Origin of the sequence: Polaromonas aquatica (genome assembly GCF_050626995.1) — a bacterium.
GTDB classification, from domain to species: Bacteria; Pseudomonadota; Gammaproteobacteria; order Burkholderiales; family Burkholderiaceae_C; genus Polaromonas; species Polaromonas aquatica_A.
In genome coordinates this window covers 1,301,750-1,328,503 of record NZ_CP192467.1, presented here as the reverse complement: position 1 = coordinate 1,328,503, position 26,754 = coordinate 1,301,750, and the positions used below count along the sequence as shown (strand labels likewise).

The 26,754-nt window shown below is 62.3% G+C and carries 24 protein-coding genes; 13 read left to right on the top strand and 11 right to left on the bottom strand.

The features are described 5' to 3' along the window. Positions 1 to 118: 118 nt before the first annotated feature. On the bottom strand, positions 119 to 1,648 hold the full coding sequence (locus ACQ4MS_RS06365) for a wax ester/triacylglycerol synthase family O-acyltransferase (RefSeq protein ID WP_431098495.1): 1,530 nt from the start codon (positions 1,646 to 1,648) through the stop codon (positions 119 to 121). A gap of 143 nt (positions 1,649 to 1,791) precedes the next feature. Between ACQ4MS_RS06365 and ACQ4MS_RS06360 the strand changes: the two genes are divergently transcribed. Next, entirely contained in the window at positions 1,792 to 2,046 is a 255-nt protein-coding gene (locus ACQ4MS_RS06360) for an acyl-CoA-binding protein (RefSeq protein WP_431098493.1), read from the top strand. Positions 2,047 to 2,220: 174 nt separating this feature from the next. Here ACQ4MS_RS06360 and ACQ4MS_RS06355 read toward each other — a convergent pair whose 3' ends face one another. Genes ACQ4MS_RS06355 through ACQ4MS_RS06335 form a run of 5 tightly spaced genes read right to left on the bottom strand, consistent with a single transcriptional unit; the run spans position 2,221 to position 7,302 of the window. Continuing rightward, on the bottom strand, positions 2,221 to 2,481 hold the full coding sequence (locus ACQ4MS_RS06355; protein ID WP_431098492.1) for a hypothetical protein: 261 nt from the start codon (positions 2,479 to 2,481) through the stop codon (positions 2,221 to 2,223). A gap of 41 nt (positions 2,482 to 2,522) precedes the next feature. Beyond that, complete coding sequence (locus tag ACQ4MS_RS06350) at positions 2,523 to 3,722, bottom strand: CaiB/BaiF CoA transferase family protein (RefSeq protein WP_431098491.1); 1,200 nt, start codon at positions 3,720 to 3,722, stop codon at positions 2,523 to 2,525. Then, positions 3,719 to 4,057 (bottom strand): polyhydroxyalkanoic acid system family protein, encoded by a 339-nt coding sequence (locus ACQ4MS_RS06345; protein ID WP_431098490.1) that lies wholly within the window; start codon positions 4,055 to 4,057, stop codon positions 3,719 to 3,721. Before ACQ4MS_RS06345 ends, ACQ4MS_RS06350 begins: the two co-directional genes overlap by 4 nt. Next, positions 4,050 to 5,165 carry an aminopeptidase gene (locus ACQ4MS_RS06340; RefSeq protein ID WP_431098489.1) on the bottom strand — a complete coding sequence of 372 codons (1,116 nt, stop codon included), beginning with the start codon at positions 5,163 to 5,165 and terminating at the stop codon, positions 4,050 to 4,052. Before ACQ4MS_RS06340 ends, ACQ4MS_RS06345 begins: the two co-directional genes overlap by 8 nt. 7 nt (positions 5,166 to 5,172) lie before the next feature. Next, complete coding sequence (locus tag ACQ4MS_RS06335; RefSeq protein ID WP_431098488.1) at positions 5,173 to 7,302, bottom strand: molybdopterin-containing oxidoreductase family protein; 2,130 nt, start codon at positions 7,300 to 7,302, stop codon at positions 5,173 to 5,175. Between the two features lie 49 nt (positions 7,303 to 7,351). On the opposite strand from ACQ4MS_RS06335, the gene ACQ4MS_RS06330 reads away from it, so the two are divergent. Beyond that, positions 7,352 to 8,494 carry an ABC transporter substrate-binding protein gene (locus ACQ4MS_RS06330; RefSeq protein ID WP_431098486.1) on the top strand — a complete coding sequence of 381 codons (1,143 nt, stop codon included), beginning with the start codon at positions 7,352 to 7,354 and terminating at the stop codon, positions 8,492 to 8,494. A 170-nt stretch (positions 8,495 to 8,664) separates the two neighbouring features. Then, positions 8,665 to 9,819, top strand: coding sequence for an ABC transporter substrate-binding protein (locus tag ACQ4MS_RS06325; RefSeq protein WP_431098484.1), 1,155 nt, complete (start codon positions 8,665 to 8,667; stop codon positions 9,817 to 9,819). Positions 9,820 to 9,914: 95 nt separating this feature from the next. On the opposite strand, the gene argE is transcribed toward ACQ4MS_RS06325, so the two are convergent. Then, positions 9,915 to 11,111 carry an acetylornithine deacetylase gene (gene argE / locus ACQ4MS_RS06320; RefSeq protein WP_431098483.1) on the bottom strand — a complete coding sequence of 399 codons (1,197 nt, stop codon included), beginning with the start codon at positions 11,109 to 11,111 and terminating at the stop codon, positions 9,915 to 9,917. A gap of 145 nt (positions 11,112 to 11,256) precedes the next feature. On the opposite strand from argE, the gene ACQ4MS_RS06315 reads away from it, so the two are divergent. The 4 genes from ACQ4MS_RS06315 to ACQ4MS_RS06300 all read left to right on the top strand — a co-directional run bounded on the left by ACQ4MS_RS06315 (position 11,257) and on the right by ACQ4MS_RS06300 (position 15,380). Continuing rightward, entirely contained in the window at positions 11,257 to 12,135 is an 879-nt protein-coding gene (locus ACQ4MS_RS06315) for a decaprenyl-phosphate phosphoribosyltransferase (protein WP_431098482.1), read from the top strand. Further along, positions 12,078 to 13,082, top strand: coding sequence for a lysylphosphatidylglycerol synthase transmembrane domain-containing protein (locus tag ACQ4MS_RS06310; RefSeq protein WP_431098481.1), 1,005 nt, complete (start codon positions 12,078 to 12,080; stop codon positions 13,080 to 13,082). The genes ACQ4MS_RS06315 and ACQ4MS_RS06310 overlap by 58 nt, the downstream gene beginning before the upstream one ends. A gap of 97 nt (positions 13,083 to 13,179) precedes the next feature. Further along, positions 13,180 to 14,718, top strand: a complete 1,539-nt coding sequence (locus tag ACQ4MS_RS06305) for an ArnT family glycosyltransferase (protein ID WP_431098479.1) — start codon at positions 13,180 to 13,182, stop codon at positions 14,716 to 14,718. A 14-nt stretch (positions 14,719 to 14,732) separates the two neighbouring features. After that, positions 14,733 to 15,380 carry an HAD-IB family hydrolase gene (locus tag ACQ4MS_RS06300; protein ID WP_431098478.1) on the top strand — a complete coding sequence of 216 codons (648 nt, stop codon included), beginning with the start codon at positions 14,733 to 14,735 and terminating at the stop codon, positions 15,378 to 15,380. A gap of 384 nt (positions 15,381 to 15,764) precedes the next feature. Here ACQ4MS_RS06300 and ACQ4MS_RS06295 read toward each other — a convergent pair whose 3' ends face one another. From ACQ4MS_RS06295 to ACQ4MS_RS06280, 4 genes are all read right to left on the bottom strand, one after another. Beyond that, a complete protein-coding gene (locus ACQ4MS_RS06295) occupies positions 15,765 to 16,538 on the bottom strand; it encodes a tetratricopeptide repeat protein (protein ID WP_431098476.1) in 774 nt (257 codons plus the stop codon). Positions 16,539 to 16,596: 58 nt separating this feature from the next. Next, positions 16,597 to 17,256 (bottom strand): TetR/AcrR family transcriptional regulator, encoded by a 660-nt coding sequence (locus tag ACQ4MS_RS06290; RefSeq protein ID WP_431098475.1) that lies wholly within the window; start codon positions 17,254 to 17,256, stop codon positions 16,597 to 16,599. A gap of 140 nt (positions 17,257 to 17,396) precedes the next feature. After that, complete coding sequence (locus ACQ4MS_RS06285) at positions 17,397 to 18,656, bottom strand: patatin-like phospholipase family protein (protein ID WP_431098474.1); 1,260 nt, start codon at positions 18,654 to 18,656, stop codon at positions 17,397 to 17,399. A 240-nt stretch (positions 18,657 to 18,896) separates the two neighbouring features. Further along, on the bottom strand, positions 18,897 to 19,400 hold the full coding sequence (locus ACQ4MS_RS06280) for a phasin family protein (RefSeq protein ID WP_431098472.1): 504 nt from the start codon (positions 19,398 to 19,400) through the stop codon (positions 18,897 to 18,899). A gap of 236 nt (positions 19,401 to 19,636) precedes the next feature. On the opposite strand from ACQ4MS_RS06280, the gene ACQ4MS_RS06275 reads away from it, so the two are divergent. From ACQ4MS_RS06275 to ACQ4MS_RS06250, 6 genes are all read left to right on the top strand, one after another. Next, positions 19,637 to 21,622: an SDR family oxidoreductase gene (locus ACQ4MS_RS06275; protein WP_431098471.1), complete on the top strand. Its 1,986-nt coding sequence runs from the start codon at positions 19,637 to 19,639 to the stop codon at positions 21,620 to 21,622. Positions 21,623 to 21,754: 132 nt separating this feature from the next. After that, complete coding sequence (rfbB, locus tag ACQ4MS_RS06270) at positions 21,755 to 22,783, top strand: dTDP-glucose 4,6-dehydratase (RefSeq protein ID WP_431098470.1); 1,029 nt, start codon at positions 21,755 to 21,757, stop codon at positions 22,781 to 22,783. Between the two features lie 4 nt (positions 22,784 to 22,787). Next, positions 22,788 to 23,681, top strand: coding sequence for a dTDP-4-dehydrorhamnose reductase (gene rfbD / locus ACQ4MS_RS06265; RefSeq protein WP_431098468.1), 894 nt, complete (start codon positions 22,788 to 22,790; stop codon positions 23,679 to 23,681). Then, positions 23,678 to 24,238, top strand: a complete 561-nt coding sequence (gene rfbC / locus ACQ4MS_RS06260; protein WP_431098467.1) for a dTDP-4-dehydrorhamnose 3,5-epimerase — start codon at positions 23,678 to 23,680, stop codon at positions 24,236 to 24,238. The genes rfbD and rfbC overlap by 4 nt, the downstream gene beginning before the upstream one ends. Positions 24,239 to 24,383: 145 nt before the next feature. After that, on the top strand, positions 24,384 to 25,667 hold the full coding sequence (locus ACQ4MS_RS06255) for a nucleotide sugar dehydrogenase (RefSeq protein WP_431098466.1): 1,284 nt from the start codon (positions 24,384 to 24,386) through the stop codon (positions 25,665 to 25,667). A gap of 12 nt (positions 25,668 to 25,679) precedes the next feature. Continuing rightward, the gene (locus ACQ4MS_RS06250) at positions 25,680 to 26,735 is read left to right on the top strand and encodes a Gfo/Idh/MocA family protein (protein ID WP_431098465.1); all 1,056 of its coding nucleotides are present in this window, start codon (positions 25,680 to 25,682) and stop codon (positions 26,733 to 26,735) included. Positions 26,736 to 26,754: the final 19 nt, after the last annotated feature.

Genomic DNA, 26,754 nt, shown 5'->3' with positions numbered 1-26,754 from the left:
CGGCCCCCGCTTGAAGAGGCCACGCGCCCATCTCTAATTGCTATTAAATTAATAGCTATTAGTCAAGACTTTACCTGGGCTAGAGGTCTAAAACGCTTAAAGGTCTTGGGTCGCCCACTCATTCACCCCAAGGCAGCATCAGAGTGACGATCGAGAGTTTGGCGAATTCGGGCACAAACTCGTCGATGATGCGCTGCGGCTCGGGGCACAGGGTGCTGTCGGTGATCACGCCGAACTGCACGCCGCCGCCATAGCTCAGGATGGACACCCCCAGGCCTACATCGCCCGACTGCGGCACCCAGAACATGCTTTGCTCCAGCGTGGACCCGCAAAACTTGAGTTTCTCGCGCGGACCCGGCACGTTGGTCATCACCGCCGTGGTCTTCTTGGCGAAGAGATTGAGCATCACGTCCTGCGCGGGCTTGATCAACAGGCCCGCCACCGCCAGCAGGCTGAAGGCCAGCAGCGGCTGGTAGCTGCCCTTGAGCGCGGCCATGCGCCGGCGCACCTCGTACACGCGCTCAATCGGGTTCTCGACGCCAATGGGCAGCACCAGCGGAACCAGGCCGAAGCGGTTGCCCAGCTTGTGCGCCTGGTCCATGGGGCGCAGGTTCACTGGCACCATGGCGCGGATTTCCTGGCCCGCCACATCGTCGCCGAAGGTTTTTAAATATTCGCCGAGAGCCCCGGCCACGCAGCTGAGCAGCACGTCGTTGATCGAGCAGTTCAGCGCCTTGCCCACCGCCTTGACCTCGTCCAGCGGAATCGGCTGGCACCAGGCCACCTTCTTGGCGCCGCCGGGCTTGCCCTTGAGCCGGGTCTTGGAGTCGTCGGGCATCAGCGCCAGCGCCGCCGAGTCCGACAGCAGCTGGAACAGCACCTTGGCCATGTCAAAAGAGCCGCTCACCCCTTGCTCCATGCCCTTCTTCGGGTCGCCCAGCATGCCCAGCGATCGCGCCGCACCTTCACCCACCGCGCCCAGCGCTTTGACAGTAATGTCGGTGAAAGGCTTAAGCAGCGTGTCGGCAATCCAGTCCTCCGCGCCTGCCGCGGGCTCCTTTTTACGCCGCTCGGGCGGAGGCGCACCGCCGTCAACCAGCGACATGGTCACCGAGATCAGCGCGATACCGTCGGCAATGCAGTGGTGGATGCGCACGATCATGGCGCTGCCCTTGACGCCGTCGGGCCCGGTGTAGTCCTCGATCAGGTGGATTTGCCACAAGGGGCGTTTCGGGTCCAGGGGCAGGGTCGCCAGCTCGGCCACGCGATCCTGCAGGGCCTGCTCCTGGTTGGCCGACTTCGGCAGCTTCTCGGGCACCACATGGTTGGCCAGGTCGAAGTTGCGGTCCATCACCCAGGTTGCGCCGGCGGCGTCTTCCATCACGCGCTGCTTGAAGCGGTCGTACTTGAGCAGGCTGTTCTCAATGCGTTCGCAGACGGCGGCATGCTTGACACCTGGCGCCAGTTGCCACACACCGACGATCATCATGAGGTTGGCGTCGCTGTCCATGCGCAGCCAGGCCGTATCGACCTTGCTCATGCGCTCCCCCGAAATGCCCAAGGTTCCCGAGACGGCCCGCTTGACGTTCTTCTGGACGTTTTTTGCCACTTTGCGGCCAGCGGCCTGGGCGGTAACGCGTGTAACCATGAGCACTCCCGATGCGAAACTGATGCGAACTCACCCCGGATGGGGTAACTTCCCTATTTTGCAAGCAACGGCCTCGCTAAGATACCGGGCAGTTACCCCAAGCACCTTCATTGGTGACCCACTTCTAAAAACGGAGATCCCTCATGTCAGACCTGAAAGCCGCCTTCGACAAAGCCATGGCCGATTCGAAAAACCTCAGCGAGCGCCCTGACAACGCGACGCTGCTGAAGATTTACGCGCTCTACAAGCAGGGCAGCATCGGCGACAACACTGAAAAGAAGCCCGGCTTCGGCGACATGGTGGCCCGTGCCAAATGGGACGCGTGGAACAACCTCAAGGGCACGTCGCAGGACGATGCGATGCAGCAGTATGTGGATTTGATTGAGTCTTTGAGCTGATGGACCAATCAGTGTCCGGCTGGTTTTTGGTCGGCGCTGATGTGTCTTCGGTACCGTTTGAGGCGAGGTGCATGAGCCACCTTGCCGACACATGCCCTTTCGATTGAAGGGCTGGTCATCTTCTGCGTTGGCTCACAGTCGCTATTGCTTGGCTTGACGACAAACAGTCCTGGCCTACGCGCCTGGAAAGAACACCCGCCACAGGATAAAGAGAATGCTGCCTAAGACGAGGCCGCCTGCAACTATGGCTACAAGCGCCCCCTTGCGGAATTTCGTCGATGACTCTCCAAGCAGATGTTCGTCCGGATCCCCCAGAGTCATGGCGAAAAGAAGAAATGGAGCAACCGCAATCGCCACGAGCCATTTCGGAGCATCAAATTCCGCGGCCGCCCAAGGCGGAATTGCGAGCACCAACAACCAAACGTACTTGAGCATATTTTCCTTTGCAGGGTATCAATAGCGTAGCAACTGGTCTCTCACCCCACAATCCCACGCTCCCTCAACACACCGATCTGCGTCTCCGTCAACCCAATCTCACGCAATACCGCATCGGTGTCCTGGCCCAACGCGGGCGCATTGCGATGCTGGCTGCCGGGTGTGGCTGACAACTTGGGTACAAAGCCGGGCACGGCGATTTCCGAGCCGTCGTCCATGCGCACTTTTTGCAGCATGCCGCGCGCGGCGTAATGCGGGTCGGCGGCGATGTCGGCCACGGTGTAGATTTTTCCTGCGGGTACTTCGGCGGCTTCCAGCGCTTCTAGCACTTCCTCTACCGTCAGTCCCGCCGTCCATTGCCCAATCGCGGCGTCAATTTCCTGCACGCGCGCCACGCGGCCGGCGTTGTCTGCCAGGGCCGGATCGGTGGCGAGGTCCTGGCGATTCATCACCGTCATCAGGCGCTTGAAAATACTGTCGCCATTGCCTGCGATCAACGCGTATCCATCATCCTTGCAGCGGTAGGCGTTGCTGGGTGCAATGCCGGGCAGTGCGCTGCCGGCCGGGCCGCGCACTGCGCCGAAAGCGCTGTATTCGGGCAGCAGGCTTTCCATGCAGTTGAAAACAGCTTCGTACAGCGCCACGTCAACGACCTGACCTTTGCCCGAGGCATGGCGGTGCTGCAGCGCCAGCAGGATGCCGATCACGCCGTGCAGCGCGGCCAGCGTATCGCCTATGCTGACGCCGACGCGCACCGGCACGCGGCCGGGCTCGCCGGTCAGGTGACGCAGGCCGCTCATGGCTTCGGCCACCACGCCAAAACCCGGGCGGTCGCGGTAGGGCCCGGTCTGGCCGTAACCGCTGATGCGCAGCATGATGAGCCGGGGATTGAGGGCCAGCAACTCATCAGGCCCCAGGCCCCAGCCCTCCATCGCGCCGGGGCGGAAGTTTTCAATCAGCACGTCGGCGTCTAGAGCGAGCTTGCGCACGATGTCCTGCGCTTCAACCTGTCGCAAATCAAGCGCCACCGAGCGCTTGTTGCGCGACTGGACTTGCCACCACACCGAGGTGCCGTCTTTCAGCAGCCGCCATTTGCGCAGCGGGTCACCACTACGGGGCGCTTCGATCTTGATGACGTCGGCGCCAAAGTCGGCGAGTGTCTTGGCGGCAAATGGCCCGGCGATGAGCTGGCCCAGCTCCACCACTTTCAGGCCAGTCAAGGGACCCGAAGAGGCAGTCATTTCGTCGCGGGCTTCTTTTTTGCGTCGGCTTTCTTCGGCGCGGGCTTCTTTGCGATCAGGGTGTCCAGGTTTTTCACGATTTCCTCCTCGATCCTGTCCTTGAACGCACCGAGCAGGAAACCCAGCCTGGCCTCAAGTTCGAAGCGGTCTTTGGTGACGGTCAGGGTGCCGCTGACGCCCGAGCGGGTGAAGCTGACCAGGTCTTCGGTTTTACCCTCTTCATAGGTGCACTCCATGTCGAACTTTTCTTCGGCCTGCTCGGCCCATTTGAAGGCGATCTTGCGCGCCTCCGCAAGGCCAAGGGTGTGTTCGCGCTGGATCTGGATGTCAGCCATTCGGGGTCTCCGTGTTGTTGTCGGTGTTGTTCGTTTGAAGTGCCTTGTGCCGCTCATCCTTGGGAAGGCGGGCCAGCTTTTTCACTGCATCATAAAACCGTTGCCAGTCACGGCCCTCACGTTCGAACAGCGCTTCAAAGCCAGGCACCAGGTCGTCGTACGCGGCTTGTGCGCCAAATGAGGCGTTGTTGGCATTCGCCACCCACCGGTCATAGCCGGCGAAGCCGCCCCATGACGCCTTGAGTTCAGCGTAGGCGTCACGAAAACGCTGGTACGCTATCATTTTGGTAGCTGCTTGCGCAGATTTTGATTGGGCTGCGGCATCTTTTTGTTCATAAACGGCGGCCAATTCGCGGCGTGTGGCCAGCGCCAGCGCCCGGAACTGCCGGCGCCGCCCGTCAAACACGGCGTAAGCCTTGCGCGCATCGTCACCAGCCTGTGTGGCCAGCCAGCGCTCGCTGCCCAGGCGCTCGACAGCGGTGGCAAACGATTCATTGAACATCGTGTCACCCGCTGCAAACACCACCTGGTGCGACAGTTCATGGAAGATCAAGCGCGCCAGTTCGCCCTCCGGGTAGCCGATGAAGGTGTTCAGCAAAGGGTCGCCGCCGGCCCAGTTCATCCAGCCCAGGGTGGAGTAGGCGGGCACGCCATAGACGCTGGCCTCCAGGCCCTCGGCCTTGAGCCGCTCCGCTTCGGCGCGGGCGTCGGCCTCGTTGAAGTAACCGCGGTAGCCGACGCAGCCCGTCACCGGGAAGCACCATGTTTTGAGCGTGAGCGAAAACTCCGGCGCCGCCACCACGTTCCACACCACAGCGCTGCGGCGCAGGTCGGCATACCGGCGGTAACTGGGGTTGTCGGGCAGGTTGAGTTCGGTCACGGCAAAACTGCGGATCCGCTGTGCCAGCGCCAGCCGGGTCTTGAGTTGCCCGGAGGCTTCGGCATCGCCCAGCCATTCATCCACAGGTCGGGCCGCGTTAAGCATCTGCAAATGGCCGCTGACGGACTGCCAGTAGTAGCCCAGGTCGGCGCAGCCCGCAAGACCGAGCAAGGCCAATGCAACAGCCAGCGCCGCGGCGCGGTTTCTTTTGACCGTGATGGGCTTCACGTGAATCTCAGGCAGCCTCAGCTTCGCGCTGCACCTCGACCAGGCAGTCATAGAACACCGGCCCGCGGCCCATGTCGGTCAGGTGTTGGCTGGTGAGCTGGTTGACGTTGGTGCCGTCCAGGCCCAGCTTGCGCCACCAGATGCCCAGGCCATTGACCACGCCTGGGCGCGCCCGTGTGGAGACCTCGGCTTTCACGCGGTATTCGCCGCGCTGGTTGAAGACTTTGACGATGGCGCCGCTGGTAATGCCGCGCAGCGCGGCGTCATCGGCGTGCATTTCCAGCACGGGCTCGGTCTCGATGTCGCGCAGGCTTTTGACGTTGACGAAGCTGGAGTTGAGGAAGTTGCGCGCCGGCGGCGAGATCATGGCCAGCGGGAACTGCGTGGACGAGCCCACGGGCTCATGGTTGGGCACGTGGTCGGGCAAGCCGTCCGCGCCGTCCGCCGCCAGGCGCGCGCTGAAGAATTCGCAGCGGCCCGAAGCCGTGGGGAAGTTGCCTTCGGCAAACGGCGCATCAGGCAGCTTCAAGGTGGCAAAACCCTTGTCCAGCAGCTGCTGGAAGTCCACCTTGTCACCATAGGCCGCACGGCAGAGCAATTCATCGCTCTCGGCAAAGCACGGGTCGGTATAGCCCATGTGAGCGGCGAGTTCGCGAAAGATCTGCGTGTTGGGCTTGGCTTGGCCCATCGGCACGATAGCCGGGCGATTCAGCAACGCGTCGGTGTGGCCGTAGGAAGCATGCACATCCCAGTGCTCCAGCTGTGTGGTGGCCGGCAGGATGTAGTCGGCGTAGTCGGCGGTGTCGGTCTGGAAGTGCTCCAGCACCACGGTGAAGAGGTCTTCGCGCGCGAAACCCTGCACCACCTTGCCGGATTCGGGGGCCACTGCCACGGGGTTGCTGTTGTAGACGATCAACGCCTCGATCTTCGGGCCGAACTGCGTTGATGCGGGCTCAAGCAGCGCGTTGCCAATCGTGCTCATGTTGATGGTGCGCGGCTGGCGGCCCTTGAGCAGGTCGGGCCGCTGCAGTGCGGCTTTGTCGATCGGGAACAGGCCCGAGCTGCTCAGCAGCACGCCGCCGGCACGGTGCCGCCACGCGCCCGTCAGCGCGGGCAGGCATGCCACTGCGCGTGCCGCGTTGCCGCCGCCGCGCACGCGCTGCATGCCGTAGTTCAGGCGGATCGCTGCGGGTTGCCGCTTCAGCATGCATTCGCCATAGTCGCGGGCCAGCGAGCGGATCTGTTCCACAGGAACGCCGCAGACCTGGGCCGCGCGCTCAGGCGGCCACTGCAGCGCACGTTCGCGCAACCCGCCTTCCGGGCCCTGCCAGCCCAGGGTGTGTTGCGCGATGTAGTCGTGGTCGAGCCAATCGTGGGTGATCAGTTCGTGCATTAAGGCGAGTGCCAGCGCCGCGTCGGTGCCGGGCAGCAGGGCGATGTGTTCGTGGCATTTTTCGGCGGTTTCGCTTTTGCGCGGATCAATGCAGACGAGCCTGGCACCGTCTCGTTTGGCCTGCTGTGCGTAGCGCCAGAAATGCAGGTTGCTGCCGATGGAGTTGCTGCCCCAGATGATGATGAGTTTGGATTCGGCGAAAAACTCCACCCGCATGCCGACTTTGCCACCCAGTGTTTGCGTCAGGCCCTCGCTGCCCGCCGACGCGCAGATGGTGCGATCCAGCAACGAGGCACCCAGCTGGTTGAAAAAGCGCCCGGCCATGCTCTCACCCTGTACCTGGCCCATGGTGCCGGCATAACTGTAGGGCACGATGCTTTCGGGATTGCGCGCAGCGATGGGTTTCAGGCGTGCCGCGATGCCGGCCAGTGCGGCCTCCCAGCTCACGGGCTCGAAGCGGCCGCTGCCCTTGGGCCCGCTGCGCTTGAGCGGATGCAGCAGGCGCTCGGGGTGGTAGGTGCGTTCCGTGTAGCGAGAGACCTTGTTGCACAACACGCCGCCGGTATGGGGATGGCCAGGGTTGCCCTGTACACGGGTGGCGACACCGCCTTCCACCGTCGTCAGCAGCGAGCAGGTATCGGGGCAGTCGTGCGGGCACGCACCCAGCACCTGCACCGCGGCGGGCTTCAGCCCGCTGTCAGGTTCGGCCGTCGTGCTAGGGGAGATGCTGATGGTATTGCTCATGGTTCAACTTTATATTGGTCCTCATCGCTGGATCACGGGGAGACACATCATGACAACAACAATGAACGGAATGCGGCCATTCCGCGCCGCCGCCAGAATCACCATGGTAGCGGCACTCGCCGCCCTGATGGCGGCAGGGGCCATGGCCCAGGACGGCGTCAGCAAGACGGCCGTCACGCTGGGGCAGTCTCTGGCCATGACGGGCCCTGGTGCGACGCTGGCCATGCCGTTTGCGCAAGGCGCGCGCCTTTATTTTGACCGCGTCAATGCGGGCGGCGGCGTCAACGGCCGCAAGATCGAATTGACCACGCTCGACGATGCGGGCAACCCTGAGACCGCTGCGGCCAATACCCGCAAGCTCCTGGACCAGAAGGTGTTTTCGCTGTTCGGCTACTACGGCTCACCGCAGGTCACGGCGGTCAACCCGCTGCTCAAGGACACCGACATCCTGCTGTTTGCTCCCATGGCCGGCGCCGACGAGTTGCGCGGCTCGCTCTACCCCAATGTGTATTCGGTGCGGCCCGGGTATTCGGAAGAAGCCGCCGTGATCACAAAGCATGCCGAAACCCTGGGCATGCGCAAGCTGGCCATCCTGCACGGCAAGGATGCCGAATCGCTGGCGGCGCTGGACTCCGCCGAACGCACGATGGGCGGCCTGGGCGCCAACCTGGTGGCGAAGGCGGCCTTGTCGGGCGGCAGCGTTGACCAGGTGCTCGCCAAAAAGCCGGAATCGGTGCTCGTCATCAGCGACGCACCCGGTGCTGCCGGCGTGATACGGGATTTGCGGGCCAAGGGCTTTCGCGGGCCGATTTACGGCTTTTCCAGCACAGGCGAAAGCCTGCTGGCCGAGCAGCTTGGCGCGGCTGGCGCGGGGGTGGTGGTGGTGCGTGTCACACCCAAATCAGACAACGCCAAGAGCATCCTGGTGCGTGAATTACAGGCCGATGCCGTAAACGCCAAGCTGGGCAAGTCCAATGTTTACATGCTTGAAGGCTATATCGCTGCCTGGGCCTACACCGAGGCCCTGCGCAAGGCCGGAAAGGACCCGACGCGCGCCAAACTGCGCAAGGCGCTGGACACCATGCAGGAGCTGAACCTGGGCGGATTTCGCGTTCACTTTGATGGGGACCGCGTGGGTTCCAAGCTGGTGGAGCTGAGCCTCATCGATGCTACAGGCCGTGTGCGGGAGTAGGCCTGAAAGGCGGGGGCTGCAGCCTTAAAGCTGGCAGTTTCCTGAATTTAGGGCCTAAAACAACGCCGGGAGGGGCTCATAGCGCTCTGAAACAGTGATTGATGTCACGAGGTTGCCTTCTGTTACGAAGCCGGTAACCAACTTGTAAGGTGTGTTGCGAGAATGAAGCAATGACCTCTATAACCACATCTATCCCCACACTCACGCGCAGAAAATTTTCCGTCGTTGCCGGCGCGTCGATGCTCGCCGGCTTCAACCTGGCCCGCGCGCAGAGCGACAAAATCATCCTCGGCCAATCAGCCCCCTTCACGGGCCCGGCCGCGCAGCTGGGTATCCAGTTCTACCAGGGTGCGAAGGTGTACTTCGACCAGGTCAACGAACAGGGTGGCGTCAACAAGCGGCTGATTGAAATCCGCAACCTGGACGACGGCTACGAGCCCGCCCGCTGCGCCGAAAATACCCGCAAGTTGATTGACGGCGATGTGTTTGCGCTGTTTGGCTATATCGGCACACCCACCAGCGTTGTTGCCCTGCCGATGGCCATCAAGGAGAAAGTCCCGTTCATTGCGCCGTTCACCGGTGCCATGGCCCTGCGTGAACCCTTCAACAGGTATGCCTTCCATGTGCGCGCTTCCTACAACGACGAAACCGGCCTCATCGTCAAACAGCTGACCGCCCTGGGACTGAAAAAAATCGCCGTGTTCTACCAGAACGACGCCTACGGCAAGGCCGGGCTGGACGGTGTCACGCTGGCCCTGGGTGCGCAAAACCTCAAGCCCGTGGCTTTGGCGACAGTCGAGCGCAATACGGTGGACGTGGCCAAGGCCGTCGCCACGCTGGTGGCCGCAGGTCCCGATGCGGTGGTGCAGATCGGCGCTTACAAGGCTTGCGCCGCGTTCATCCGTGAAGCCCGCAAGGCCGGCTACGGCGGGACGTTCTACAACGTATCGTTTGTCGGTACGCAGGCGCTCGCCGATGAGCTGGGCAAGGATGGCGCCGGTGTGGTGGTGTCGCAGGTCATGCCTTCGCCCTACAACGGAGCGCGGCCGATCGTGCGCGAGTTTACCGATGCGGTGAAGGCCGCTGGCAAGGACGCGCAGGTCAATTTCTCCAGCATGGAAGGCTATGTGGCCGCCAAGGTGCTGGTGGACGGCCTCAAGCGCGGCGGCGCCAAGATGAGCCGCGAATCGCTGATTGCGGGCCTGGAGGGAATGGGCAACCAGTCGCTGGGCGGCTTTTCCGTGACGTTCTCCCCGACCGACCATGTGGCGTCCCACTTCGTGGAGCTGTCCATGCTGACCGGTGACGGCCGGATACGGACGTAACCCCCCGAAGCGGCCTGCGGCCGCCTCCCTCTAAGGGGGCGCCACCTGCGGCCCGGCAAAGCCGGTTCCGCGATGGCCTGCGCGAAAGCCAGCCTCTAGCGAAGCTCGCTGGTGTTCGCCAAGCCTTGCATGAAGTCCTCGCAGCGCGAGAGCTGTTCCAGGCTCACGAATTCATCGGGCTGGTGCGCCTGGTTGATGCTGCCGGGCCCGCAGACCACGGTGGGAATACCGGCGTTCTTGAAAAGGCCTGCTTCGGTGCCAAAAGCGACCAGCGTGGTTTCTTTCGTGCCGGCCAGGCGCTGGGCCAGTTGGGTCACCGCGTCACTGGCGGAGCCGAGGAAGGCCGGCACTTCACAAATCGTCTCAAAACTGAAGCCGGCGTCTGGCGCTATCTTTTTCATAGCTGGTTGTGCCCGTTCCGTATAGGCGACAAGCTCTCTTTGCATAAGAATTGCGTCCGCAGTGGGCAGGTTGCGGAATTCATAGCGGAACTCCGCGTCGCGCGGCACCACGTTGTCGGCAATGCCGCCATGGAACTGCCCGACGCTGGCGGTGCTGAAGGGTACGTCGAAACCTTCATAGCGCGGCTCGTTCGCTTCGAAACCGTCGGCCATGTCACGCAGCTTGCCGACGACACGCGCCGCCATCTCGATGGCGTTGACGGATTGCGGTGTGAGCGAAGAGTGCGCTTCCTTGCCGCGCACACAGCATTTGTAGCGGTACACGCCCTTGTGCGCGGTAGCCGGCACCATGCTCGTTGGCTCACCGATGATGCAGGCGAGCGGCGCGATGCCCGCGTCTTTCATGTCGGCGATCAGCTCCCGCACGCCCAGGCAGCCGACTTCCTCGTCGTAGCTGAGTGCCAGGTGCACCGCAAAAGGCGCCGGGCTGTTCAGAAAGCCCTCGGCGTGGGCCAGTGCCAGGCCAATAAAACCCTTCATGTCACAACTGCCGCGGCCATAGAGCCGGCCGTCACTGACCGTGGCTGACAACGGGTCCAGGGTCCAGTCCTGGCCGTCCCAGGGCACCGTGTCGGTATGGCCCGAAAGGATGATGCCGGCCGGCTTGCCTTCACCCAGCGTGGCGAACAGGTTGGCCTTGGTCTTGTCGGTATTGGTGGTGATGCGGCTGGTCACGCCGAGCTTTTGCAGCTCATCGCGCACGAAATGAATCAGCGCCAGGTTGGAGTTGTGGCTGACCGTGTTCATGCGGACCAGCGTCTGGACCAGCTGCAGGGCGCGGGGGGAGACAGAAGAAGGTGAAGAAGGAGACGAAGAAGGATGTGAGGTCAAGGTAGGGGCCGGGAGTGTGGAAGGAAAGGCACGGAAAAAGACAAGGAAGCGATGGCCTATTTTGGCCGGATTCCCGGATATCTGGCGCCGTCCCGTCAGGTATGCTTCAACGTCGCTTTCCTACGGGGCGTTTTTGCCCATCCTGATGTCTTCCCTGTCCCCTTCCTTGTTCTCTTCCCTGCTTGCATTGGTGCGGCTCATGCGGCCGCACCAATGGGTCAAAAACGTCTTTGTGTTCGCCGGCCTGGTATTCAGCCAGAGCTGGCAGGACACCGCGCTGGACCTGCGCGTGTTTTACGCCTTTGCCGCGTTCTGCTGCCTCTCAAGCATGGTCTACATCATCAACGACTGGCATGACCGCGCGAGCGACGCCCTGCACCCCACCAAGCGCCACCGGCCGCTGGCCAGCGGTGCGGTCGCCGCCCCGGTGGCGCTGGTGCTGGCGGGCCTGTTGCTGGTGGCCGGCCTGCTGCTGGCCGCGGGCAACCGCACGCTGCTGGTGCTGCTGGCCCTCTACGCGGCGCTCAACCTGGCGTATTCATGGCGGCTCAAGCAGGTGCCGGTGGTCGATGTGTCCATCATTGCGTCGGGCTTCATGCTGCGCCTGCTGGCCGGCACCGTGGCGGTGGGGATTCCGCCTTCGCGCTGGCTGCTGCTCACCGGCATTTTTGTGGCCCTGTTCCTCGGTTTTTCCAAACGCAAGGCCGAAAGCTTTCATGAAGAAGCCAGCCAGCGCGCCGTGCTGGCGCACTACCCGGCGGCCTTGCTCGACACCTTCATGGCTGTGACCATGACGGCCACGCTGACCACCTACAGCCTGTTTGCCACCAGCCCCGAAGCGCAGCTGCAACACGGCGAACGCCTGCTCTACACCGTGCCGGTGGTGATCTTCGGCATGCTGCGCTACACCTACCAGGTGCACCGCGGCCATGGCGAAGACGTGGCGCGCGACATGCTGCGGGATCCGTGGATCCTGGCCGCCGGCGTGCTCTGGCTGGCTATCTTCCTGAGCCGCTGGTTGTGATCCCCGAGGGCGATTCGCCGCCAGCGCAGGGCGTCTTGCCGTTCAAGCGGCTTTTGCTGGTACTCGGCGTGGTAGCCACCGCTTATGCGGTCGTGCTACTGCTCTGGGGCGACAGCCCCCGCACGTCGCTCGCGCTGCTGTGGTCCTGGACGGGCGCACAGGCCGCAGGCCTGTGCCTGCTCAATTACCTGCTGCGCGGCCTGCGCTGGCGTCTCTGGATGGCTCATTTTGGGCGCCACTTCGGCTGGCTGCAGGGATTGCGGCTGTACTTGGCCGGTTATGCCTTCACCCCCACGCCGGGCAATGTGGGTGAAGCGGTGCGCGGCCTGATGCTGGCGCAGCAACCGCTGGGCACCGCGCAAAGCCTGGCGATCTTCGGCGCCGAGCGGCTGGCCGATTTGCTGTGCCTGTTGCTGCTGAGCCTGCCGGCCCTGGGTTGGGTCTTGGGGCACGGCGCGCTACAGGCTGTGTCCACGCTGATAAGCGCTTTGCTAGCGGTCGCTGTGGTGTTGCTGCTGGCGGTTGCGGGCCTGCTCTTCAAACACCGGGACCGGGTCTTCGCGAGCCTGCCCTGGCTGCAAGAGGCCTGGTATTGCCTGTCGGTTCGGCCCTGGCTGTGGTTTGGCCTCACGCTGGCGGCCTGGGCCGCGCAGGGCCTGGCGGTCTGGCTGATTTGCCGTGCGATGAATGTCCATCTTGAGCTGTTGACGGCCACTGGCTTTTACGCGGTGGCCATGGTGGCCGGCGCCTTGTCGGCCCTGCCGGCCGGCCTGGGCGGCACCGAAGCCGTGCTGACCGGCCTCCTGGTGGTGCAAAGCGCTACGCCGGCTGCGGCCTTGTCCATCACGGTGATGGTGCGGCTGCTCACGCTGTGGCTGGCCGTCGCCATTGGCGTGGTGGCCTTGCTTTATAGTGCGGCCATCCGCAAGGAAATCAGTTTTCGCTAGCCCCTGCGGGCCTTCTTTCCTGGCCTTCCCCGGCGACGTGCCGAGCCGCCCGACCTACCCGTTCTTTCCCCCAGTTCTCCCAGTTCTCCCCAGTTTCATGCCCCAGAACCAAGACACCGCCGCCTTCCCCGTCACGCTGAGCCGCTGGCTGCTGGCCGCCGGCCTGCTCTCGCTTCTGTTGCGCCTGTGGATTTCCGTCACCTTCCCCGTCACCGGCGACGAGGCCTTTTTTTACTGGTGGGGGGTGTACCCCGCCTGGGGGTATTCCGACCATCCGCCCATGGTTGGCTGGCTGATCGCGCTGATGCGTTCCACGCTGGGCGACACCCTCTGGTCGATACGCCTGCCCATCGTGCTGCTGCCGCTGGCGCTGGGCGGAGCGCTGTGGTGGGCGCTCAAAGGTGTTGACCGCGTGCGTGCGGCCTGGGCTGTGCTGTTTTTCTGGCTCGCGCCGCTGAACTGGCTCAACGTCCTGATCACCACCGACACGCCGCTGATTTTCTGGTCGGTGCTCTCGGTGGCCGCGCTGATGCGCGCCGAACGCCGGCCGCAGCTGGACCGCGCCGCCTGCGGGCTCTACGCCCTGTCGGGCCTCTTTCTGGGCTGTGCCTTTCTTTCGAAGTACTTCTCGGTGGTGCTCGGCTTCAGTTATCTCGTCTACTTTGTGTTGTACCGGCGTGAACGGTTCGCGGGTTTTGCGCTGCTGGTGCTGTGCGCCTTGCCCGGCCCGGCCATCAACATCGCCTACAACATGTCGCACGGCTGGTCGAACATCATGTTCAACGTCTACAACCGCAATGAAGGCGCGGTGTTTGAATGGCGCAAGCCGTTGACCTACATCGGCATGATGGCCTACCTGATCACGCCTGCCGCGCTCTGGATGGCGGTGCGCTACCGCCATGCATTGCTGGCTGCCGCGCGAGGCCAGCGCCTGCTGGCTTGCCTGGTGGTGGTGCCGCTGGTGTTTTTTGCATTGCTGTCGACCAGGAAAATCATTGGCCTGCATTGGGTGCTGTCGTTTTACCCTTTTGGTTTTGCCTTCCTGGCGTTTGCCTTGCCGGCTGACAGGCTCAAGGCGTGCGCCCAGGGGCTGGCCGTGTTTGCCGGCCTGCACGTACTGGTGGTGGCGGGGCTCTACATGACCTCGCTCGACAACTGGAAGGACACCCGGCTTTATCCCCAAATCATCCGCAGCTACAAGACCGCCGAGATGCTGAAGCAAGTCAGCGCGCCCGGTGTGGTGCTGATGGGCGAGGCCTACACGCCCGCATCAATTTTCGGTTTCGAACGCCGCGAGTACATGCCGGTGTTCGGCGTCGGCAAGTTCCATGCGCGCCAGGACGACATGCTGGTTGATTTTTCGCTTTACCAGGGCAAGACGGTGCGTGTCATCGTCACCGGCAAACCGAGGCTGGAGGAGTTTGCACCTTACTTCGAGTCGGTGCGTGTGCTCAGCTTCGAGCAGGACGGCGTTCCCTTTTACGCGGTCGAAGGCACGGGCTTTAATTACCAGGCTTACCGCGAAGGCGTGCTGGGCACGATTTTCAAGCGCTACTTCAACATCCCTTCGTGGCTGCCCATGACGGGCTGCCCGTTCTGCGTGCGCTACTGCGGGCAGGTGCGATGCCCGAGGTGAATGCTGAAGGGGCCGTGCCCGTTGTCGCCGCCTTTGACTTCGACGGCACGCTGACCCGCGGCGACACCCTCACGGTCTTCCTGGCTCGCGGCCTGGGCTGGCCGCGGTTCCTATGGGCCCTGGTGCGCTGCTTTCCCTGGCTGGCCGGCTATGCATTGCGCCTGGTGCCCAACCATGTCGCCAAGGGCAGGCTGATGCAGGCCACGCTGGCCGGCCGCAGCCTGGCCGAGATGCAGGACTGGACAGCCCGTTGGCTCGCCCACGATTTCCCGGGCCAGTTGCGCGAAGACGCCATGACGCGTCTGGCCTGGCACCGCGAAGCCGGGCATTGCTGCGTGATGGTGAGCGCGTCGCCCGACATCTACCTGCAGGTGGTCGCACTGCAGCTGGGGTTTGACGCGCTGCTCTGCACCGAAATGGAAGTGGTGGGTGAGGGCGAGAGCGAACGCCTCACCGGCCGCATGCGCACACCCAACTGTCACGGCGAGCAAAAGGTGCTGCGCCTCCAGGCCTGGGCGCTGGCGCGCTTTGGAGCAACGGCGCTGGGCGGCGTCACCCTGTATGCCTATGGTGATACCTCCGGCGACAAGCCCATGCTGCGGCTGGCCCGGCATGCGTGGTACCGGGGCAAGCCGTGGGGGGATGCGGCACGGCGGGTGTGAAGGGCTGAGCCGCTGGCCTTGTACATGCCGCCGGGCAGGCGTGTGACGCGATGTGACGGTGTGAGGCGAGGACCGGTCGGCACTGTTGTTGCTATGCTTTTAATAGCTGCTCGCGCAGATTCCTCATGGGCTGCAGGCATTTTTAATGCCCAAAAACACCTCAAAACGGCCTGCCAGGCCAGAAAATCGCCAAAACGCCATCTACAACACTGCCAGAAAGCTCCCTGCAGGCCTTTTGGCTCGTTTTTGAGCATCAATTTGGCCGCTAGCCCAATGGTTATGTGTGCGAGGAGCTATCAAAATAATAGCAAAGCAGGCCGGGCCCGCACGCCTTGCGACGCGGGGCCCTGCCGGGCGTGCTTGCGATGAGGCGGCGGTGCCGGCTCAGTCCTCGAGCTCGGCCTTGGCCATCTCCACGTCCAGCCGTTCGGTGGCGTCCAGCGGTTTGCTGGCTGCGGCCTGCTCGTACAGCTTGGTCGCTTCCTTCATTCTCTTGTCGCCTTCCAGCATGACCAGGCCATTGGCGTATTCGATCATGCCGATGGCCGAGCCCGGGTTCAGCTTGAGCGCGTCCTTGTAGAGCGCCAGGCCGATGTCTTTTTTGGCGCCGTAGGTCATGCCGCCGATCAGTGAACCCACCTTGTCGATCACTTCGGCATGAAAGGCCGCCAGCGCAATGTGCGCGTCCGCGTGTTTGGGGGAGAGCTTGATGGCCTGCTCCAGCGAGTTCTTCACCTTGGTTCCCAGGCCCTGGGCCAGCGCCTTGGCCACGCTGATGCCCTGGCTGTAGCGGCCCAGTGCGTAGGCCTGCCAGTACCAGGCGTTGGCGTTCTTCGGGTCGTTCTTTTGCTGGGCTTCGGCGCGCGCGGCGACTTCCATGAACATGTCCAGCTTGGCTTTTTCCTTGGTTTCCAGGTAGGTGGCGTACATGCTGGTGGCCTTATTGGCCACCGTGATGCCGTCCCCGCCGGCCTTGGTGCCAGCCTCTGCGGCCTTCTGGAAATCACCGTTATGAAACAGCACCCAGGCCTGCAATACATCGGCATCCTTGGGCAGCGGTTCGCAGTCGCCCTGGTGCAGCCGGGTCCAGCTCTTTTTCAGGCTGGCGGCATCAAATGTGTAGTCGCCGGCGTGGGGAAAGGCAGTCCATTTGGCCATTTTTGTTGTCTCCTTGGTAAAAATTGTTGGTGTTATGTATTCGGCATTTTGAGGGAACTCAAGCCGGGTTGCTGTAGGCGCCCACCAGCGCCTGCAAATGCGCGCGCTGGCTTTGCTCGAGGTAGGGAATCAGCAGGTTGAGCACGTGGTGCGCGCCGCGCAGCAGTGCGGCCTGCGCGTTGGCCGGCTCCAGCGCGTTGCGCGGGTCGCGCACGTACTCAAAACTCAGCCAGTACGTCAGCACCACCACCATGCTGGTGGCCGTGGCTTCGACCTCGCGCGAATCGATCGCCACGGCGCCGGTACGGCTCATGCCGTCCAGCAGGGCTTTCACGGCGCGGGTCTTGTTTTTGAGGACCCACTGGAAGTGCGTTTCGAGCCGGCGATTTTTGCTCAGCAGGTCGTTGAGGTCGCGGTACAGGAAGCGGTATTGCCAGATCAGCTCGAACAGCGTGTGCATGAAAAACCAGGCGTCTTCCACATCGCGCACGCCGTCGCTGGCGTTGAGCAGTTCGCTCAGGGACTTCTCATAGCGGTCAAACAGCGAGTTGATGAGCTCGTCTTTGGCGGGGTAGTGGTAGTACAGGTTGCCTGGGCTGATGTTGAGCTCGGCGGAGATCAGGGTGGTCGACACATTGGGCTCGCCAAAGCGGTTGAACAGGTCCAGGGTGACCTCCAGGATCCGCTCTGCTGTACGGCGCGGCGCTTTTTTCGCCATAAGTTGTCTACCTTGTGTTGTTCTTTACTCTAACCCAGCGTTTCCCTGCGCGGCACTAGGGAAGTCCATCAATCCGCAGGCGCTTCGCGGCGGTGTGAGCGGCTGGTGCGCTTTCCCCAAATCTTTGGCAAACCTTTGGGTTACGCTGCGGCAGAAGCCGAAGCGGGCCGCAGCGCGTGGCTCAGGTCTTCCATCACATCTTCCAGTGTGGCAATGGCGCGTCCCACCCGTGTGGCAGCAGGCCTTTCCGTCACCAGGTGGCGCCTGGGGTCTTCCAGCACGTCCAGGTTCAACGATACGCCGTGCCGCGCCAGTGTGGCCGACAGCGTGGTCTTGCGGGAGCGCAGCATCTCCCGGGTCTTCTGGTAGGCGTGTTCGGCCAGCTCGCGGCGCTGCCGGTAACTGAACGTATTGGCCAGGAACATCTCGGCGTCACGGGCGTCGGGCTCCAGCAACACGATGTCGGTGCCGGGGTAGGCGTGCGCGTAATGCTTCATGCCAAGCTCCAGCCGCGAATGGATCATCGAGCGGAAGGTCTGGCTCATCACGGCCGTCAGGCCGCCGTTGACGATGCGTGGAATGGCCTGTTTTTCGGCCGGCAGGCCGCGGCGCATGACGCGCTGGTTCATGGCCAGCGCGGGCGCGCGGGTGGCGTTAAAGGGCACCAGCGGGTTCAGGCAGAACATCAGGTCAACGCCATCGTCCAGGGCCACGCCGGCATGCATGGTTTTTTTCAGTGCGCCGTCCACGTAGTAGTGGCGGTCGATCTCCACCGGCGGAAACAGGCCCGGTAGCGCCGAGCTGGCCTGCACGGCTTTGGAGATCGGCACGTGGTCCCAGCCGGGGCGGCCAAAGGGCGCGGCATCGCCGCTGTCCAGGTTCGTGGCCACCAGTGTCAGGCGCGTGCGGAGCTGGCGAAAGTCATTGGTGCGGCCGGGCTTTGAAAACAGCGCGGCCAGGCGTGTGTCGATTTCATCGTTGGAGAAAACGCCTGTCGGCAAGGCTGGGCCCAGCGCCTCCAGCGCATTGACCAGCGACTTGCGCCCGAAGGTGGCGCGCCAGGCAGCCGACGCCAGCAAGCCGGGCAGCATGACGCCGCGCCGCAAAAATTCACCATACGCCGGCACCATCAGCCACGCCGGGTCAAACACCTCCGACGCCTGGTCGCCGTTTTCAATGAAGGCGGCGCAGAGCTCGCGCGGTGTCATGCCGTTGGCCAGGCCTGCGGCAATAAAGCCGCCGGCGGAAACACCGACATAGTGGTCCAGTTCGGTGAATGACAACCCCTGCAGCGATTCGTCGAGTGCGCACAGCGCGCCGATTTCGTAGATGGCGCCCAACGGGCCGCCGCCAGAGAGTGCCAAAGCAATGCGCGGCTTGGCGGCGGCCCGTTTCGTCATTTTTGCCGGATCGGCTGGCTGCGCAGCAGCTAGATGACCGCCGCCAGAGAGAGCCAAAGCAATGCGCGGCTTATCGGATGAGGGTTTGCTTTTAGAACGCTTGGCTGAAGTCATGAAAAGAAAGTGTAGACGGCGGCTGAAGAAATATTTGCTGCTTTGCAGCAAAACGCCGCAGGTGGGCAGGTATGCACGGGCGTAAAAAAAGGGACGACATGTCCCTTTCTTGTGAGGTCGCCGTGCTTAAGCCGATTTGCGTGCAGCAGGGCGTTTTGCCGCGGGGCGGGCCGCCTTTTTTGCGGCGGGTTTTGCCGCTGCGGTTTTGGCTGCTGGCTTACCGCCCATTTTTTGCACATTGCGGTTGAGCTCGTCAATGCGTGCGATCAGGGCGTCCACGTCTTTGGCCGAAGGCACGCCGAGTTTGTTCAGGGCCTTGGCCACACGGTCTTCGAAAATGTTTTCCAGCTTGTCCCACTGGTGGCCGGCTTTGGACTGGATGTCGGTGGCCATGCTGGCCATCTTGTTGGTGGCTTCAGAGATTTTCCCTTCGGCCACTGCCTGGGTCTTGCGCTGGATGGACAGGCCTTCCTTGACCAGGGTCTCAAACACTTTGCCGCCTTCTTCCTGTGCCTTGGAGAAGGCGCCCAGGCCGGCGAGCCAGATTTGCTGGGCAGACTCCTTGACGGCACCGGACAGCTGGGGACCGGATTTTTTGTCGGCGCTCATTTTTTGCAGTTTCTTGACCATGGTGTACTCCAGACAGTTTGGTTATGGAACGTCGCGGGGCAGTATGCCGCACGCATCCGGAAAATATAAGCCCTCCCCATGGCAGCGTTTAGGTGCTACGTTCTAGAACGTTAGGGATACAGCTCTATGGAAAAGCAGGCGCAGCTGGGCTGAGCGCGGGTTTCTGCTGAATAGAGACCTATGCGCTTTAAGCAAGAATCGCTTTTTGACTTGGTCGTTCAGCGGAGGAAACACAAATGCATTATTTCGTTACAGGGGCCACAGGCTTCATTGGCAAGCGCCTGGTTAAAAAACTTCTGGAACGAAAAGGAACGACCGTTCATTTCCTGATCCGCAAGGAAAGCGCCGGCAAAGTGGCGGCGCTAAGGGAATTCTGGGGCGTGCCAGCAGCCCGCGCCGTTGCTGTGCACGGCGACCTCACCAGCAAAAAACTCGGTGTCAGCAGTGAAGACATCAAGCAACTCAAGGGCCAGGTCGACCATTTTTATCACCTTGCCGCGGTTTATGACCTGGGCGCCGATGAGGAAAGCCAGGTCGCCGTGAATATTGACGGGACCCGCAACACCGTGGAATTTGCCAAGGCCATCGACGCCGGCCATTTTCACCACGTGAGCTCCATCGCCGCGGCGGGCCTGTATGAGGGCGTGTTCCGGGAAGACATGTTCGAGGAGGCCGAAAACTACGAGCATCCTTACTTCATGACCAAGCACGAGAGCGAAAAAATCGTGCGCAAGGAATGCAAGGTCCCCTGGACGGTGTTTCGGCCGGCTATGGTGGTCGGCGACAGTACCACCGGCGAAATGGACAAGATCGACGGGCCGTATTACTTCTTCAAGCTGATCCAGCGCATGCGGCAGCTGCTGCCGCCCTGGATGCCGGCAGTGGGGCTTGAAGGCGGGCGGGTCAATATCGTTCCGGTCGACTTTGTCGTCGATGCGCTGGACCACCTCAGCCACAAAACCGGCATCGCCAAAAAATGCTTCCACCTGGTGGACCCTGTGGGTTACCGGGTTGGCGACGTGCTGGACATCTTCAGCCGTGCGGCGCATGCGCCCAAGATGAACCTGTTCGTGAATGCCGCCCTGCTGGGCTTTATTCCGCGCGGCGTCAAAAAGAGCCTGATGGCGTTGGCGCCGGTGCGCCGTGTGCGCAACGCGGTGCTGGCCGACCTGGGCCTGCCCGAAGACATGCTGACGTTTGTCAACTACCCGACCCGCTTTGACTGCCGCGATACCATGGCCGCGCTCAAGGGCTCGGGCATTGAGTGCCCGAACCTCAAGGACTATGCCTGGCGGCTCTGGGATTACTGGGAGCGCCACCTGGACCCGGACCTGCACATCGACCGCTCGCTGCGGGGCACGGTCAACGGCAAGGTGGTACTGGTCACCGGGGGGTCATCGGGCATCGGCCTGGCGGCGGCGCACAAGTTTGCCGACGCCGGCGCCATCACCATCATCTGCGGGCGTGACCAGGACAAGCTCGACGAAGCCTGCAAGGAAGCCAAGGCCAAGGGTTATAACTTCGTGGCTTACCAGGCCGACATCGCTGACATGGCGGACTGCGACCGCTTCATTCAGGAGCTGATCGCCAACCACGGCGGCGTGGATTTCCTGATCAACAACGCGGGCCGGTCCATCCGCCGCGCCATTGAGGCCAGCTACGACCGTTTTCACGATTACGAACGCACCATGCAGCTCAACTACTTTGGCTGCCTGCGCGTGACCATGGGCCTGCTGCCAGGCATGGCGGCCAAGCGCAAGGGACATGTTGTCAACATCAGCTCCATCGGCGTGCTGACCAATGCGCCGCGCTTCTCGGCGTACGTCGCCTCCAAGGCCGCGCTGGACGCGTGGACGCGCTGCGCCTCGAGTGAGTTCGCGGATGTGGGCATCAGCTTCACGACCATCAACATGCCGCTGGTGCGCACGCCCATGATCGCGCCGACCAACCTGTACAACAACGTGCCCACGCTGTCGCCTGAGGAAGCCGCCGACATGATTGCGCAGGCCTGCATCTTCAAGCCGGTTCGTGTGGCCACCCGTCTGGGCATCACCGGCCAGCTCCTGCACGCGCTGGTGCCGCGCATCGCCCAGATCGCCATGAACACCAGCTTTCGCATGTTCCCCGACTCATCGGCCGCCAAGGGCGAGAAGGCTGCAAAACCGACGCTTTCGGCCGAAGCGGTGGCGATGCAGCAGATGATGCGCGGAATTCATTTCTGATCGCCGATTCGCGGCGGTGATTCTAGGCGGGCCTGTTTTTCAGGCCGGTTTTTCGTGAGGCTCGGCCGGCGACTGAGGGATAATCCCGGTCCCAGGCGCCGTCACCGCACGCGCCTCTATCAAAGGCTATCCATGATTCTGGTCACCGGTGGCGCCGGATTTATTGGCGCCAATTTCATTCTGGACTGGCTGTCGTTGCACGATGAGCCGGTCTTGAATCTCGACAAGCTGACCTATGCCGGCAACCTGGACAATCTGCGTGTGCTCGATGGCGATCCCCGTCACGTGTTTGCGCAAGGTGATATCGCCGATGCGGTACGGGTGGCGGGTTTATTGACCCGGTACAGGCCGCGTGCCATCATCAATTTTGCGGCGGAATCGCACGTGGACCGCTCGATTGCCGGCGGCGAAGAGTTCATCCAGACCAATATTGTCGGCGTTTTCAGACTGCTGGAGACCGCTCGCGCCTACTGGAGTAACTTGCCGCCAGAGGAGCGCGATGGCTTCCGCTTCCTGCAGGTCTCGACAGATGAGGTCTATGGCTCGCTTTCTCCTTCAGCTGCAGCCTTTCAGGAGTCAGACCGTTACGAACCCAACAGTCCGTATTCGGCCAGCAAGGCCGCCGCGGACCACTTGGTCCGTGCCAGCTACCGCACGTACGGCCTGCCCGTGTTGACCACGAACTGCGCTAACAATTATGGTCCGTGCCAGTTTCCTGAGAAACTGATTCCGCACATGATCGTTGCTGCGTTGAATGGGCAAACCTTGCCGGTCTACGGTGATGGCATGCAGGTGCGCGACTGGCTCTATGTGAAGGACCATTGCAAGGCAGTCCGCCGGGTACTGGAGGCGGGCCGGCCCGGCGAGACCTACAACATCGGATCGCGGGACGAGAAAACCAATATCGAGGTGGTGCGCTCGATCTGCAGGCTACTCGACGAGCTGCGGCCGGTTGATGGCGGCTACGAAAAGCTGATCAAGCATGTCGCGGACCGGCCTGGTCACGACGTTCGGTATGCGATCGATGCAAGCAAGATCAGCGACGAACTGGGCTGGAAGGCCGATCAGAGTTTCGAGGCGGGTCTCCGCGAAACCGTGAACTGGTATCTGGCCTATCCCGCGTGGGTGGAGCGGGTGCGTTCGCACGCGCAGGCGGTGTGACCGCATGCCCGGCATTTTGCTGTTTGGACAGGGCGGGCAGCTTGGCGCAGAGCTGTCGCGCAGCCTCAGCGCAATCGGCGATGTGCTGGCGCCTGCGCGCGCCAGCGACGCGCCGGCAGGCGATTTGAGCGATCCTGCCGGGGTGGCGGCGACGGTACGCGCGCTGAGGCCCGACATCGTAATCAACGCGGCGGCGTGGACCGACGTCGATGCTGCCGAACGGCATCCCTCGGCCGTCTACCGTGTCAACGCCGAGGCCCCCGCCGCGCTGGCCGAAGCCGCGCACGATGTCGGTGCCTGGTTGGTGCATTATTCGAGTGATTATGTTTTCGACGGAAGTGGCGACCGGCCGTGGACCGAAGGTGATACCCCGCGGCCGCTTAATGTCTATGGCCAAAGCAAGCTGCTCGGCGACCTCGCGGTGTCGCGGAATTGCCCGCGCCATCTGATCTTTCGTTCGAGCTGGCTTTACGGTGCTAATGGCGAGAACTTTGTGACGAGGATCCTGCGCAACTTTCGCGACAGTGGCACGCTCACGGTGGTGGACGATCAGATCGGCGCACCGACGGCAACGCGCTGGCTGGCCGATCTGACGGCCAACGCGCTCTGCAAGGCACAACGCGATGCCGGTGTGGCAGGGCTCTATCACGCTGTAGCCAGTGGTGCGACTTCGCGGTATGACTACGCCCGGTTTATCGTTGCCGAAGCGGTCCGCCTGGGCCTGCTTCCGGAGACCTCGGCGCAGCGTGTCGTCGCCGCCGCGTCGGTGGCGCGGGCCGGCCTAGCTCTGCGGCCACTCAATTCGCGCCTCGATACGACCCGGCTGCTACAGGTTTTTGGGCATCCTCAGCCGCCTTGGCAGGAGGGGATCACCGATATGCTGGAACACCTGTCATGAATGTCACGCCGACCACGATACCCGAGGTGCTGCTGATCGAGCCGCGGGTGCACGAGGACGATCGGGGCCTCTTCTTCGAGAGTTTCAACCAACGCGACTTCGCTCGCGAGACTGGCGTCGATGCGCATTTCGTGCAGGATAACCATTCGCGCTCCGCGCGCCATGTACTTCGCGGTATGCATTATCAGGTGGTACAGCCGCAGGGCAAGCTGGTGCGGGTCGCCTACGGCGCGGTGTTTGACGTAGCCCTCGACCTGCGCCCACGGTCCCCGACCTTCCTGCGGTCGGTTGGGTTGGAGTTGACTGCACTGAACCGTCGTCAACTCTGGATTCCGCCGGGATTTGCCCACGGATACCTGGTCTTAAGTGAATTTGCCGACTTTTTGTATAAAACAACAAAGTATTACAGCCCTGCGCATGAGCGCTGTGTACGCTGGGACGACCCGGCATTCAGCATTGCCTGGCCACTGAGTGCTTCTGTACGCCTGTCGACACGCGATGCTAATGCAGCACCTGTGATCTTTCCAGGTTTTTCGGGAGCCGACGAAGTCTCTTAGTCACCTGGAGGACTCTCCCGGCCGGACAGGTCTTCGCCGTACAATATCGAGGCACCAAATAGCAGCGGTAAACGCTGCGTAAACGGTATCGTCAGCGGACGAGACCAGAAACTACCGGTCGACAACGACCAAACCCGCAAACAGCATGAATAGAAAAATAGCAATGGTTGGGCTGGGCTACGTGGGCCTGCCCGTCGCAGTGGCATTCGGAAAAACCCATCCAGTTATTGGATTCGACATCAAGGCCGCCCGCATCGCAGAGCTTCAGGCCGGCAAGGACAGCACCGGGGAGGTCGCGCCAGCCGATCTGGCTCAGGCGAATATCCGCTACACCGATCGCATCGAGGACCTCAAGTCCTGCGACTTCTTCATCATCGCCGTCCCTACGCCTGTTGACACCGGTAACAAGCCCGATCTGTCGCCGCTGGTTGGTGCTTCAACCTCGGTTGGCAAAGCGCTCAAGAAGGGCGATATCGTGGTCTACGAGTCGACTGTCTACCCGGGCGCCACCGAAGAAGAATGCATCCCGGTGCTGGAAAAGCATTCCGGCCTCAAATTCGGTGTTGACTTTACGGTCGGCTACAGCCCCGAGCGTATCAACCCGGGCGACAAGGAGCATACGTTCACGAAGATCAAAAAAATCGTCTCAGGCTCCGACGCCGCGACGCTTGAGATCGTCGCTGACGTTTATGGCTCAGTCGTGACGGCAGGTGTGCATCGCGCCAGCAGCATCAAGGTGGCAGAGGCTGCCAAGGTCATTGAAAACACCCAGCGTGACCTGAACATCGCACTTATGAACGAACTGTCGGTGGTATTCAAGCGCATGAATATCGACACCCAGGAGGTGCTTGAGGCCGCCGGCAGCAAATGGAATTTCCTGCCGTTTCGGCCGGGGCTGGTTGGCGGTCACTGTATCGGTGTCGATCCGTATTACCTCACGCACCAGGCTGAAAAGCTCGGCTATATACCGCAGGTTATCCTGGCCGGCCGCCGCATCAACGACAACATGGGGCGCTTTGTCGCACGCAACACCATCAAGCAAATGATCGCGCAGGGCATCGATGTCGCGCGTTCGCGTATCGGCGTCCTCGGCATTACCTTTAAGGAAAATTGCCCCGACACCCGAAATTCCAAAGTGGTCGACATCATTCGGGAACTGCAGGATTACGGCGTGGAAGTCGTGGTTTGCGACCCCCAGGCCGACGCCGCCGAAGTTCACGAAGAATACGGCCTCAAGCTCGGCACGGTCGACGCCAGCCAGCCGGTCGATGCGCTTGTTATCGCGGTTGCCCACAGTGAGTACAAAGCCCTTTCGCCGGCCGAATTGCGGGCCATGGCGCGCGGCGACAAGCCGGTGCTGATCGACGTCAAATGCATCCAGCCGCGTCAGGCCCTCGAAGCCGTCGGCTTCACCGTTTGGCGCTTGTAACAGGAACATCTCATGAAAAGCACCGTCAGCGGCCGCAAGATCCGCTTTGCCCTCGTCGGCTGTGGCCGCATCTCGAAAAATCACTTCGATTCGATTACCCAGCATGGCGACCGCGCTGAACTGGTTGATGTTTGCGACATTAACGCCGCGGCGCTTGAGAGCGCCGTCAAGGCGACCGGCGCGAAGGGTCATGCCAGCCTGACCGCAATGCTCGAAGCTACCACGGCCGATTGCATCGTCGTCACCACGCCGAGCGGCCTGCATCCGCAGCAGACGGTCGAGATCGCGCGCAGCGGCCGCCATGTGCTGACCGAAAAGCCGATGGCCACGAAATGGGAGCATGGCGTGCGCATGGTGCGCGCTTGTGAAGAGGCTGGCGTGCACTTGTTTGTGGTCAAGCAGAACCGCCGCAACGCCACCTTGCAGTTGCTCAAACAGGCCGTCGACAAAAAACGTTTCGGCCAAATATATATGGTCACGCTGAACGTCTTCTGGCAGCGTCCGCAGGTTGGTTATTACGACCAGGCCAAGTGGCGCGGCACCTGGGAGATGGATGGCGGCGCCTTCATGAACCAGGCTAGTCATTACGTCGACCTGCTTGAGTGGATCGTTGGCCCCATCGAGTCGCTGCATGCTTATACCGCGACCTTGGCGCGCGATATCGAAGCCGAAGACACCGGCGTGCTCAGCGTCAAGTGGCGCAACGGTGCGCTCGGCTCACTCAATTGCACGATGCTGACCTATCCCAAGAACCTCGAGGGATCGATCACGATCCTTGGTGAAAAGGGCACAGTCCGGGTCGGTGGTGTCGCCGTCAACGAAATCAAGGAATGGCAGTTCGCCGACGTCGATGCTGACGACGAGAAGATTAAGGAAGCCAGCTACGCCACGACTTCGGTCTACGGCTTCGGTCACCCGCTCTATTACGACAACGTGATCAAGGTGCTTCGCGGCGAGGCTCAACCTGACGTCGATGGGTGGGAAGGACTCAAGTCGCTTGAGGTGCTGATCGCTACCTATCGATCGGCGCGGGACGGCGTGCGCGTCGGACTGCCGCTCGAACTCTGAACCGTTCTGCATCACAAGC

Bases quoted from the DNA above. Each gene is read 5' to 3' on its own strand.
- ACQ4MS_RS06255 (WP_431098466.1), top strand. From the start codon at position 24,384: ATGAATAGAAAAATAGCAATGGTTGGGCTGGGCTACGTGGGCCTGCCC.
- ACQ4MS_RS06345 (WP_431098490.1), bottom strand. From the start codon at position 4,057: ATGGCTGACATCCAGATCCAGCGCGAACACACCCTTGGCCTTGCGGAG.
- ACQ4MS_RS06285 (WP_431098474.1), bottom strand. From the start codon at position 18,656: ATGACGAAACGGGCCGCCGCCAAGCCGCGCATTGCTTTGGCACTCTCT.
- ACQ4MS_RS06305 (WP_431098479.1), top strand. From the start codon at position 13,180: ATGCCCCAGAACCAAGACACCGCCGCCTTCCCCGTCACGCTGAGCCGC.
- ACQ4MS_RS06350 (WP_431098491.1), bottom strand. From the start codon at position 3,722: ATGACTGCCTCTTCGGGTCCCTTGACTGGCCTGAAAGTGGTGGAGCTG.
- ACQ4MS_RS06335 (WP_431098488.1), bottom strand. From the start codon at position 7,302: ATGAGCAATACCATCAGCATCTCCCCTAGCACGACGGCCGAACCTGAC.
- ACQ4MS_RS06360 (WP_431098493.1), top strand. From the start codon at position 1,792: ATGTCAGACCTGAAAGCCGCCTTCGACAAAGCCATGGCCGATTCGAAA.
- ACQ4MS_RS06365 (WP_431098495.1), bottom strand. From the start codon at position 1,648: ATGGTTACACGCGTTACCGCCCAGGCCGCTGGCCGCAAAGTGGCAAAA.
- ACQ4MS_RS06330 (WP_431098486.1), top strand. From the start codon at position 7,352: ATGACAACAACAATGAACGGAATGCGGCCATTCCGCGCCGCCGCCAGA.
- ACQ4MS_RS06290 (WP_431098475.1), bottom strand. From the start codon at position 17,256: ATGGCGAAAAAAGCGCCGCGCCGTACAGCAGAGCGGATCCTGGAGGTC.
- ACQ4MS_RS06250 (WP_431098465.1), top strand. From the start codon at position 25,680: ATGAAAAGCACCGTCAGCGGCCGCAAGATCCGCTTTGCCCTCGTCGGC.
- ACQ4MS_RS06355 (WP_431098492.1), bottom strand. From the start codon at position 2,481: ATGCTCAAGTACGTTTGGTTGTTGGTGCTCGCAATTCCGCCTTGGGCG.
- rfbB (WP_431098470.1), top strand. From the start codon at position 21,755: ATGATTCTGGTCACCGGTGGCGCCGGATTTATTGGCGCCAATTTCATT.
- rfbC (WP_431098467.1), top strand. From the start codon at position 23,678: ATGAATGTCACGCCGACCACGATACCCGAGGTGCTGCTGATCGAGCCG.
- ACQ4MS_RS06275 (WP_431098471.1), top strand. From the start codon at position 19,637: ATGCATTATTTCGTTACAGGGGCCACAGGCTTCATTGGCAAGCGCCTG.
- ACQ4MS_RS06315 (WP_431098482.1), top strand. From the start codon at position 11,257: ATGTCTTCCCTGTCCCCTTCCTTGTTCTCTTCCCTGCTTGCATTGGTG.
- rfbD (WP_431098468.1), top strand. From the start codon at position 22,788: ATGCCCGGCATTTTGCTGTTTGGACAGGGCGGGCAGCTTGGCGCAGAG.
- ACQ4MS_RS06280 (WP_431098472.1), bottom strand. From the start codon at position 19,400: ATGGTCAAGAAACTGCAAAAAATGAGCGCCGACAAAAAATCCGGTCCC.
- ACQ4MS_RS06325 (WP_431098484.1), top strand. From the start codon at position 8,665: ATGACCTCTATAACCACATCTATCCCCACACTCACGCGCAGAAAATTT.
- ACQ4MS_RS06295 (WP_431098476.1), bottom strand. From the start codon at position 16,538: ATGGCCAAATGGACTGCCTTTCCCCACGCCGGCGACTACACATTTGAT.